Annotated in this window: 10 protein-coding genes, 1 pseudogene and 1 other annotated feature; of the genes and pseudogenes, 5 read left to right on the top strand and 6 right to left on the bottom strand. The window is 43.8% G+C overall.

Going from position 1 to position 9,798, the window contains the following annotated elements:
* Positions 1–299, bottom strand: a pseudogene (locus tag HP568_RS22620) (hypothetical protein); the annotation flags it as partial.
* Here HP568_RS22620 and HP568_RS22615 point away from each other — a divergent pair.
* Positions 291–761: a hypothetical protein gene (locus tag HP568_RS22615; RefSeq protein ID WP_254551423.1), complete on the top strand. Its 471-nt coding sequence runs from the start codon at positions 291–293 to the stop codon at positions 759–761. The pseudogene HP568_RS22620 and the gene HP568_RS22615 sit on opposite strands and share 9 nt — an antisense overlap.
* Before the next feature lie 116 nt (positions 762–877).
* On the opposite strand, the gene yhfH is transcribed toward HP568_RS22615, so the two are convergent.
* Together yhfH and ilvA are read right to left on the bottom strand one after the other, a co-directional pair.
* On the bottom strand, positions 878–1,039 hold the full coding sequence (yhfH, locus tag HP568_RS22610; protein ID WP_082195876.1) for a protein YhfH: 162 nt from the start codon (positions 1,037–1,039) through the stop codon (positions 878–880).
* Positions 1,040–1,220: 181 nt separating this feature from the next.
* Entirely contained in the window at positions 1,221–2,468 is a 1,248-nt protein-coding gene (ilvA, locus tag HP568_RS22605) for a threonine ammonia-lyase IlvA (RefSeq protein WP_048031398.1), read from the bottom strand.
* Between the two features lie 99 nt (positions 2,469–2,567).
* Positions 2,568–2,827 (bottom strand) — a binding site (T-box leader).
* A 227-nt stretch (positions 2,828–3,054) separates the two neighbouring features.
* Here ilvA and HP568_RS22600 point away from each other — a divergent pair.
* A complete protein-coding gene (locus HP568_RS22600; RefSeq protein ID WP_217366722.1) occupies positions 3,055–4,392 on the top strand; it encodes an eCIS core domain-containing protein in 1,338 nt (445 codons plus the stop codon).
* A 112-nt stretch (positions 4,393–4,504) separates the two neighbouring features.
* Here the strand turns inward: HP568_RS22600 and HP568_RS22595 are convergent, their stop codons facing one another.
* Entirely contained in the window at positions 4,505–4,846 is a 342-nt protein-coding gene (locus HP568_RS22595) for a hypothetical protein (RefSeq protein WP_048031397.1), read from the bottom strand.
* Positions 4,847–5,199: 353 nt separating this feature from the next.
* On the opposite strand from HP568_RS22595, the gene rlmD reads away from it, so the two are divergent.
* The gene (gene rlmD, locus HP568_RS22590; protein ID WP_173630292.1) at positions 5,200–6,585 is read left to right on the top strand and encodes a 23S rRNA (uracil(1939)-C(5))-methyltransferase RlmD; all 1,386 of its coding nucleotides are present in this window, start codon (positions 5,200–5,202) and stop codon (positions 6,583–6,585) included.
* 85 nt (positions 6,586–6,670) lie between these two features.
* Entirely contained in the window at positions 6,671–7,375 is a 705-nt protein-coding gene (locus tag HP568_RS22585; protein WP_048031395.1) for an alpha/beta hydrolase, read from the top strand.
* Between the two features lie 234 nt (positions 7,376–7,609).
* On the opposite strand, the gene HP568_RS22580 is transcribed toward HP568_RS22585, so the two are convergent.
* Positions 7,610–8,140, bottom strand: coding sequence for a GNAT family N-acetyltransferase (locus HP568_RS22580; protein ID WP_173630291.1), 531 nt, complete (start codon positions 8,138–8,140; stop codon positions 7,610–7,612).
* Positions 8,141–8,484: 344 nt separating this feature from the next.
* Here HP568_RS22580 and HP568_RS22575 point away from each other — a divergent pair, with 344 nt between their 5' ends.
* Positions 8,485–9,054 (top strand): SF0329 family protein, encoded by a 570-nt coding sequence (locus HP568_RS22575; protein WP_173630290.1) that lies wholly within the window; start codon positions 8,485–8,487, stop codon positions 9,052–9,054.
* Between the two features lie 65 nt (positions 9,055–9,119).
* Here the strand turns inward: HP568_RS22575 and HP568_RS22570 are convergent, their stop codons facing one another.
* Positions 9,120–9,701, bottom strand: coding sequence for a type 1 glutamine amidotransferase family protein (locus HP568_RS22570; RefSeq protein WP_048031393.1), 582 nt, complete (start codon positions 9,699–9,701; stop codon positions 9,120–9,122).
* Between the last annotated feature and the right edge of the window lie 97 nt (positions 9,702–9,798).

Genomic DNA, 9,798 nt, shown 5'->3' with positions numbered 1-9,798 from the left:
TCCATCTGTAAGTAAAAATGGATGCAAATCGTACATCCGATATGTTCTGTCAACGGCTGTTCTAGCTGCTCGGCTGCAATATCAGCTAACTGGGTACGAAGCTGCATCTCAGCACGGACAGCAACGGTATGATCATGTTGATCAGCCAGCTTGAACTCGATCTGAAACTGTCGATGGAACGTAGCCATATCCATGACATCCGAACGGCTCGTAATCGTGATTGCCCCTTCGAAGTCCCGGTCGTATACCGCACCTTCCAGCACAACCCTGATATTGTCAAAAACAAGCGGATGAAACATCTCGCGCCCTCCTTTTCCCAGACAATCGGGCCCTTTCTTTTTACAGTATATAGCATGCCTGCTTTCTACTTGTTTTGCAAGCAGACCGACTTCCCCATGGCGGTGCCTTCTGGAGAGTGGTACCATGAGAGTGATCCAACCTTTGAGGTGACAGCCATGTTTTTAATTGGAATTCTAATCGTTGTTGCAATCCTTGGTGAAATTATTCATCGTTTGAATCCATGGAAAAAGCCGGAACCAGCCTATGAGGATCTCGTCGCCCAAATCAGACAGACAGACTGGTACCAGGAGTTGTCTCGTGATCAGGCATGTCGATACGTTCTGGACAACGATCCGCATGTCCAAGCCTACTATGCGAGTACGTATGAAGCCAAACGTCTCCTTACACAGGAAGGCTTTCAATTGGGGCTGATTGATTACGTCAAGCAGGAAGCTGCAAAGCACGCCAATAAACCGCGCTGACACGCGAAAAAGCCGTTGTTATGGAACAGCGGCTTTTTCTTTGAATAAAAAAAAGGTATACCCGCCATGGCTCATGCCCTGTGGTACACCTGATTTATCCAGTATTCATGTTCGGCTTAGCGTTTTTGATGATAGTATTTGTAAGCGTCAAAGGATGCTTGCTCTTGGCAAGGTACGCATTCTGTTGCATATGATTCAGCTTGTTCGTGAATCATCTGACCGCAAGCAGCACAGCATTTTGCTTCGAGATTGCGAAAGAAAGTAGTGATCGGCGTCATGATTAAAACCCCCCGTGTGTTATTATCTGTATTGTATTACAACAGTAGCTGTTTTATAAAAGTTTGTTATAATACATTACGCCGATTTATCTTTCTCTCTCGCTCATTCTCTCTTCATTGCTCCTTTTTTCGCTGTATTCATACATTTTCGCAAATTCCGCATCTGTTGTAACACAAAGACCTAAATCAGCAGATTGAACAAATACGGATCATGTGTAATCTCTACATAGCGGATACTGTGCTGCTTCATTCGACTGACTAATGGCTGATAGTCATCTTTGCATTTCATTTCAATACCAACCAGCGCTGGACCATTTTCTTTGTTGTTCTTTTTCGTATACTCAAAGCGCGTGATATCATCGTGCGGCCCCAGTACTTTTTCCATAAACTCTCGCAAAGCTCCGGCACGCTGTGGGAAATTGATGACAAAATAGTGCTTCAAGCCCTCATGTAGCAGGGAGCGCTCCTTGATCTCTTGCATCCGGTCAATGTCATTGTTTCCACCGCTGATGACACACACTACGTTTTTCCCGGCGATTTGATCCCGGTAGTAATCGAGAGCGGCAATCGACAGGGCACCCGCAGGTTCTACGACGATGGCATTGCTGTTATACAACTCCAAAATGGTTGTGCAGACCCTGCCTTCTGGTACCAGCACGATGTCATCCAGCAGCTCCTGACAAATACTCATCGTTAGCTGCCCCACTTGCTTGACGGCTGCCCCATCGACAAACTTGTCAATTTCATCTAAGGTGACAACGTCGTTTTGTTCCAGAGCGGCTTGCATCGAAGCTGCTCCTGCCGGCTCCACACCAATGATCTGTGTGTTCGGGCTGATGCCTTTTACGTACGTTCCCACACCCGCTGCCAATCCACCTCCGCCGATACTCATAAAGACGAAATCAGCTGGTTCTTCCATGTCATTCATAATCTCCAGACCGACTGTTCCTTGTCCAGCCACCACCAATGGATCGTCAAACGGATGGACAAAGGTCCGATCTTCCTGAATGCAATACTTCATCGCTTCTGCGAATGAATCATCGAAGGTGTCACCGATCAATACAACTTCTACATAGGAGCCGCCAAACAGCTTGACCTGCGATATTTTTTGACGCGGGGTGGTCGCTGGCATAAAGATCGTGCCCTTGATTTCCAGATGGTTACACGAATAGGCTACACCCTGCGCATGATTGCCCGCACTTGCACAGACAACACCACGCTCTCGCTCCATTGTGGAAAGATTCCGCATAAAATGATAAGCACCGCGGATTTTGAAGGAACGAACGACCTGCAAGTCTTCTCTTTTCAAATACACGTTGCAGCCGTAGCGCTCTGAAAGTACTTTGTTTTTTTGCAAAGGCGTCTTCTCCACCACGTCTTTCAATGCGTGATTGGCTACTACGATGTCTTCCACTCTGACCGTATGCATATATATGTTCCTCCTCAGTAACTTCTCTGTTGTTGTAGGGACCAGACCAAATCAAAAAGCCCCCGCCCCAAACCAGCTACGCACAAGTTGCGCACGGCTGGCTGAGACGAGGGCATCGCGGTACCACTCAGCTTCTCTGTCTTCCTCACGAAAAACAGACTTAGGAAGTTCACTATGAAACTCCCGTCCGATAACGAGGACGAATTCGTTGTCCTATACTCACTGGCTAGACAAGCTGATTTTCCAGGACAATGCTCCAAGGTGATTTTCAAAACAGGCTGGCGGCCATTCTTTCAGCACAGGGAACGGCTCTCTGCACGCTGCTTACTGTTTCTACTCTTCCTTTTCAACGCTGATACATACGAACTATTCGAATTAGTTAAACATTCTACGCCGAAACCCACAAGTTGTCAATCTTCTTGTTATTTGGCAGGAAAGTAATAGCAAAAATCCGAATGGATACACAAGCATTCGATCGGAGGTGACCTTTTTGAGAAGCTACAGCCGTGAAAAACTTCACTCCTCTAACGAGACAACTGCGCAGCAAAAAACTTTTCCGGGACAAAAGCAAGCACATCTTCACTCTTTGGCATCGAGAGACGCACTCCCACCTGCACAGGTCATGCAGCTCCAACAAAGCATCGGCAATCAAGCAGTCCTGCAATTGCTTCGAAAAAAAGTGATTCAGCCTAAGAAAAATGAAACAGGCATGCCCGATACGCTGAAATCTGGCTTGGAAAGACTTTCTGGAATTGATTTGTCTGATGTAAAAGTACACTATCAGTCGGATAAACCGGAGCAGATCGGAGCGCTGGCTTATGCCCAAGGTACAGATATCCACCTCGGGCCGGGGCAGGAGCATCATCTTCCCCATGAAGGCTGGCATGTTGTCCAACAAATGCAGGGACGTGTAAAGCCTACGTTGCAAATGCAAGATGTGGGTGTTTCCGTCAATGATGAGGTGGGGCTGGAGTCCGAAGCCGATCAGATGGGGGCAAAAGCGTTGCAGCAGGGGAAGCCTCTGTCTGATTCTACCGATTATCAAGCACTTGCAGCTATTTCGCCGCCAGCCAGCAAACCGATTCAGGGGGTTTGGGCGACGGTACCAGGTTCACCTAGCAAGGTCAATCTAAAAACGTTGACGGGGGAGTTTTCTTCTTCCGGCAAACAACTCTACTTGCATTCTGAAACCAGACAAAAATACGAGGAAGTTTCTAATATTGGAGGTGAACTGATCGTCCAGCCTTACGATGATTCTGTTACAACCTCCAAAATTCTCCCATTCTATCAAAACTGGACTTCTGCTCAAACGACCAATCTGTCCATAGACAGTGGATTTGGGCCAGTAGCTGCTAGGCATAATCGCAGCGCCCCCTATCTTACGTCCAAGGAAGCGGATTTTGGAGGCGCGAAACTTGGGACTACTTACAAGGATTTTATCAGGGGCTTACGAGACGGAAAAAATACCTCAAAAGACGATGCTACTCTGGCGGAAGCCCTGCTCACTGAAGATCTGGGTCTATTGGATTCCGACCTACAAAAGCGAGCTGCCGCTATGTTAAGCACAACCGTCAATCTCGCGGAAGAATGGCGAAAACAAGGGGCAAGCAAAATTTATCGTTCACTCCTAAGGCAGATCATCGACGAAGAAGCCACTTTTGATGATTTCTTACGAGATTTTGAATTCATACAAAGCGCTGACGCGGGGCGCGAACAGGTAGCTCGTTACCAGGATTATTTCGATGAGGAAATGGACTACGATGATCTGACTGCTAGAGATCAAGCAATTATCGATTATATGTCTCCTAAACGTGAAGATGATTTCAGCTCGGATGATGAACAACGTGAGGAAAAAAAGCTGAAATCGAAGGAACGATTATATGCAAAACGCTATCAAGAAGATGAGGATGATGGTAACAACTAGCTAACGTCGAATGCCAAACCCTCCGATAACTGCCACATCGTAACACAAAAAAACGGGTTCCCTTTCGAGCGATTGCACTCAAAACGGTACCCGTTTTTCTATTCGCTACATCCTAAACTGCTTCGTAAATCGCTTCGTAACGCTTGCCGATTTCTTCATCTGTCAAACCAGCCTCACGCAGACGGCCGATCAGTGCATTCGCCCAAATCTCAGTGCGTTGCGCCATTTTTGCGTATTTTTTCGCTTCCTTCACTTTGCGCTTGGAGCGATCTTCACCGTTTGACTTGAGGTTGTCGAGGATGAACAGCATGTGCATGGTATCTTCCTCGTTCAGCGTCTGCCAGCTATCGTTTAGAAACGCAGTTACCTTTTTGTAGTAGCCATCAAACTCGTCAAAAGAAATCTCAGTATCCATGTTGAGATATTCTTTCATTTTTTCAAATAGATCTTGCATCTAGCGTCACAACTCCCTCATTATTCTCCGCACTATTTCATAAGCGTTCAAAAAGTCGTCTTTTCAGCACCGAGAAAGTGGCGGGAACCTGAAGAAGGAGGAGTGTAGGGGAACCTACATGAGCACCGGACTTCAAAGGTGAACGCCTCTTTCGATGTCGCATTAGCCCTCAGAACTACTTCGTGATCAAAAGACGACTTTTTGAACAACCTCTATTATAACAAAAACAAAGCTGGACAGGAAGTTGCCATTATCTGACTGGCACCTGTGAAGCTCTCGCATGCATACATGCAACGTCTCTCGTAATGCTCTATAATAGGGAAATACTGAATTGCTTGAGGAGAACGGAACAGATGACAACGCATAAAAAAGAACAAGACGCCAGCATCCGTGTCGGCCAGCAAATGACGCTCACGATTAAGAGCTTGGGCATTAATGGCGAAGGGATCGGCTATTTTAAAAGAAAAATCGTTTTTGTAGAGGGTGCCCTCCCCGGCGAGGTCGTCCATGCAGAGGTGACCGAAGCAAGAGAAAAATACGCGACCGCGCGTCTTTTACGAGTTGTTGAAAAATCAGCATCTCGCACGAAGCCCCCCTGTCCAGTCTATGCGGAGTGTGGCGGATGCAGCTTGCAGCACATGGATTATGCCGCACAGCTCGCGAGCAAGCAGGAAATCGTCATCGAGTCACTGCGCAAGTATGCTCGACTGAATCAGCCACCTGTCTCCCCTACGATTGGTATGGATAACCCGTGGTCGTATCGAAATAAAGCACAGTTTCAGGTAGGCAAGGAAAACGGCAAGCTCATCGCTGGATTGTATCAAACAGGTAGCCACAAGCTCGTCAACCTGGAAGGCTGTCAGGTGCAGCATGAAGCGACAACGAAAATCGTCCAAACAGCGAAGCAAATCATCGAGGAGCTCGGAATTCCGGTCTACGACGAGAAAAAACGGACGGGCGTCATCCGCACGATCGTAGCTCGTGTCGCTTTTGCAACGGGTGAAACGCAATTAACGCTTGTAACGGCTACCCCAGAAATCCCACGCGTGAAAGAGCTTCTTTTGGAGCTGCGTACGAGACTGCCTGAGCTTGTAGGTATCGCACAAAACGTAAACACGCAAAAAACATCGCTTGTTTTCGGGGACAAGACAGTGTCGTTGTGGGGCAAGGCCTCCATCGCTGAAAAGCTGGGAGAGCTGTCCTTCGATTTGTCTGCTCGTGCCTTCTTCCAATTGAATCCCGAACAGACGCAAAAGCTGTACAATCAGGTAAAGACGGCTGCTGGACTGACTGGAAAAGAACTCGTGCTCGATTTGTATTGTGGGACAGGGACGATTGGTTTGTGGCTCGCTCCTTATGCCCGCGCGGTTCGTGGAATTGAGCTGATTCCTGAGGCTGTCGAGGATGCCAATCGTAATGCAGAGCGTAACCAAGCGTCGAATGCCAGCTTTCACGTGGGTCGTGCCGAGGTCTTGATGCCGAAATGGGCCAAACAAGGGACTCGACCGGATGTCGTCGTAGTCGATCCGCCGCGGACTGGGCTGGATGATGCGCTGATTCGTTCCTTGTTGGATGTGCAGCCGAAGAAGATTGTGTATGTGTCTTGTAATCCTTCTACGCTGGCGAAGGATGTTGGGAAGCTGATGCAGCGGTATGAGTTGAAGAGTGTGCAGCCGGTGGATATGTTCCCGCATACGGCGCATGTGGAGTCGGTGGCTTTACTGGTGAGGGACGTGTAGGCCCCAAATAAAGGATACGATATGCATAACAAAATAATCTACAACTACCTATGGTAAGGTGACACCTCAATAATTTGGAGGATATATGTTAAAAGAAAATATTTTAATAGATGATATTCCTGCTATTTTGTGGGGAAACGACAGCACGAAAATATTTATTGCTGTACATGGCAATATGTCTTCAAAATCAGATATTCCGATTCGTATTCTAGCCGAAAAAGTTGTTCCATTGGGCTATCAAGTGCTCAGTTTTGATTTGCCTGAACACGGCGATAGAAAAAATAGTTCTACGCTTTGTAAAGTGCAAAACTGCGTTTCTGATTTGAAGAAGGTTTTAGAATTTGCACACACGAAATCAAATACTATCAGCCTATGGGCAAATAGTATGGGAGCATATTTTAGCTTGTTAGCTTATAAAGATGAAGTTTTAAAGCAAAGCCTATTTCTTTCTCCTGTTTTAGACATGAGTCGCCTGATTCAAAATATGATGAAATGGTTTGATATTACAGAAGAACATCTGTGCAGAGAAAAAGAAATATCTACACCTATTGGTCAAATCCTATATTGGGATTATTACCAGTATGTTATCAAGAATCCAATTATAAAATGGGATTCTCCAACTTCCATTTTATATGGAAAAAAAGACGAACTGTGCGAGTATGATGTCTTATCAACATTTATCACAAAATTTAATTGTAATCTTGCTGTTTCAAATGCTTCCGAGCATTATTTTCACACAGAAGAAGATTTGAATATTTATGGAAAATGGCTCGAAAAGAATATCTTTTGATAGAGCACGCTTAGATATTAGATCATCTGAAAATCAAGAGGCTACGTTTTTAGGTTGACTTCCATGACCTACAGACTTAGCCTCTTTTTTATCATGTCTATTCTGAAGTTCAACTCTCTTTTGCTAATCATTAAATAATCTCTAAAATAGGGGGCTACAAGATAAAATAAAGTCTCAGCCGCCATTACCACCAATTATATTTCAGAGTCTTTCTTCATCTATGCTTTCTTTAAGTTAGTATGGAAAGGTATCTTCTATTATTGTTTTTGTATTGTTCTCCCAGTCTTCTCTTATCATTGCATACCCAACAGAATCAAATAATTGTCCGCTTTGTCTCCAGGATCTACGGTTATAAGATTCTTTTACAAATCCGCTATTAAAGAACGTTTTTCTCATCGCAAAATTATCACATCTGGTATGACCTTCGATTCTAATAATATGAGTGTAATTATTGAATACATAAGTACTTAACCAATTAAGGACATCCTTTGCTATTCCTTTGCCTCTAAACTTTTCTTTCAATCGCAAATCGAATAAACATATGGGATCTTCTAAATCAAAAACTCTTATTAAACCAATCTTTGTTTGATTATCCATGATCCAAAATGTTTGGTTCCCGTTTTCGGTATAATTTCCGTTTGCTAAATTTTCTCTTATAGACTCCTCAGTAGGATTCTCCTGTCCATGAAAACTCCATGTTTCTGATGTTAAAAATTCCACTAATTCATCAACCATTTTATTTTCAAACTCTAAATATGTGTACATCGCTCTCCCCCTTGAATGGCTACCTTCAATGACGAAGTTCTGAAAGATGAGGTCATCTTTTTTCATCTTTATCTTTGAATTTGTATTTATAGAGATTTCGAAAAATTTATATGATTTCATTATTCTACCATATTATATAAATAGCAAAGAAGGGTGGAAAACCGCTCTTTTTTACATTAGTCTATATGAAACCTTTGTTGCTTCTAATTGATTTTCTGCAGAATGTAACAGAAACGGAGAGGAAGAATATTGATTAAGTAGAAATCGTAGCTTTAGAAGGTTCACGAGCAGAAACGAATCATGTAAAATCGCTACAAAGTTAGATGATGAACATAGGAGGATACATGTCCTGGAGTAAATTGAAAAAACAACTGGAGAGCTTTCTCTGTCCTGCGTTATATGGAAGGGTCGAATACCGTGCAACCGGTTACCGCTATTTACCTGATAAATCCGGAATTTGTTATATTGCTGTAGATAAAAAGAACGTACTTAATATGAGTGATATAACTACCTCAATCAGATGGTATCAGACGGAGCAGGAAATTAAGAATGATTCAGATATCCAAATTCCTATCAACAATGAAGAAATTGAAGCAGTCAGAAAAGATACCAAGGGGATCGTTCCGGAGGATCGTCTAAAAGTAATGGCAAGAAATAGAAAAATATCAGAATATGCAAAGGAGCTTTTGTCAGCACAGGCATCATTAAGTAAATCAAATTTTATCGTTGTGGCTAATAAGTTTTTATCTACTTCTATAGAGGAAAGCATAGAGAGCAATGATATCTTATTGAATATTCTAGCCTTGGTGGACAGAAGGGTAGGAAAAAAGAGGATTTTAAATATGTCCGAGAAGATGAAGTTAAAGCATCCAATTGTGCAGTATTTTTATAAATTACGGCTTAGTACAGTATGAAAATAAATAAAATAGGAAAGCACCCAAGCATGTATGCTTTCGTGCTTTCCTATCAAGCCAAAATATTAGGAGGGAAAGTAGCCCTTTTTAAATAATTCGTACCATTGATTCAATTCATCGCCTTCCAAAACGCCCAATCTCTCCAAAATATGTCTTGAAAACTCCAATGCACCGCTTCCATTCGCAGTGATGAGATTCTCGTCCCAGATTGACTGACCCTCTACATAATGTTGATCTCCTCTGTAGTTCGGAGCTCCTTCCTTCAAATAAGCTAACGTATTGCCTGTATGTCTATGATTGTCCAAAAATCCGTGATTCCCCAAAAAAGTCGTAGCATCACAGATGGCTGCGACAGGAATATCCCTGCTCACACAGTACTCAACCATTACTTTTGCTTGCTGATTCTTCTCTTCTCTCCATCCCGTTCCGCCAGGTATGATTAACATGGCGATATCTACATTCGGATTGAATTCGTTTACGCTATAATCGGGAAGGACCGTTAAACCACCCATCGAAACTTTAGGCTCCTGATCAATGGCGATTGTCTTTACGCGATAACCTGTACCAGGTTTGTTCAGCTCTGAACTGACGTAACTTGCCTCCCAATCCGCAAAACCATCCGTAATAAAAATCAACACTTCCTTCAAAGTGATTCCCTCCCTGTAAAGTCATGTACAAATGAATTGTAAAACAACTCCACTGACAGTTATGGTCAGGGAAGAAAACGGAAATCATATGAACATC

The sequence above is a fragment of the Brevibacillus sp. MS2.2 genome (genome assembly GCF_013284345.1).
GTDB lineage: Bacteria > Bacillota > Bacilli > Brevibacillales > Brevibacillaceae > Brevibacillus > Brevibacillus brevis_C.
Note: the sequence above shows the minus strand (reverse complement) of the source record. Positions and strands in the feature narration are given on the sequence as shown.

Excerpts from the sequence above, each read along its gene's own strand:
- HP568_RS22615 (WP_254551423.1), top strand. The coding sequence starts at position 291 with ATGAAACATCTCGCGCCCTCCTTTTCCCAGACAATCGGGCCCTTTCTT.
- yhfH (WP_082195876.1), bottom strand. The coding sequence starts at position 1,039 with ATGACGCCGATCACTACTTTCTTTCGCAATCTCGAAGCAAAATGCTGT.
- ilvA (WP_048031398.1), bottom strand. The coding sequence starts at position 2,468 with ATGCATACGGTCAGAGTGGAAGACATCGTAGTAGCCAATCACGCATTG.
- HP568_RS22595 (WP_048031397.1), bottom strand. The coding sequence starts at position 4,846 with ATGCAAGATCTATTTGAAAAAATGAAAGAATATCTCAACATGGATACT.
- rlmD (WP_173630292.1), top strand. The coding sequence starts at position 5,200 with ATGACAACGCATAAAAAAGAACAAGACGCCAGCATCCGTGTCGGCCAG.
- HP568_RS22585 (WP_048031395.1), top strand. The coding sequence starts at position 6,671 with ATGTTAAAAGAAAATATTTTAATAGATGATATTCCTGCTATTTTGTGG.
- HP568_RS22580 (WP_173630291.1), bottom strand. The coding sequence starts at position 8,140 with ATGTACACATATTTAGAGTTTGAAAATAAAATGGTTGATGAATTAGTG.
- HP568_RS22575 (WP_173630290.1), top strand. The coding sequence starts at position 8,485 with ATGTCCTGGAGTAAATTGAAAAAACAACTGGAGAGCTTTCTCTGTCCT.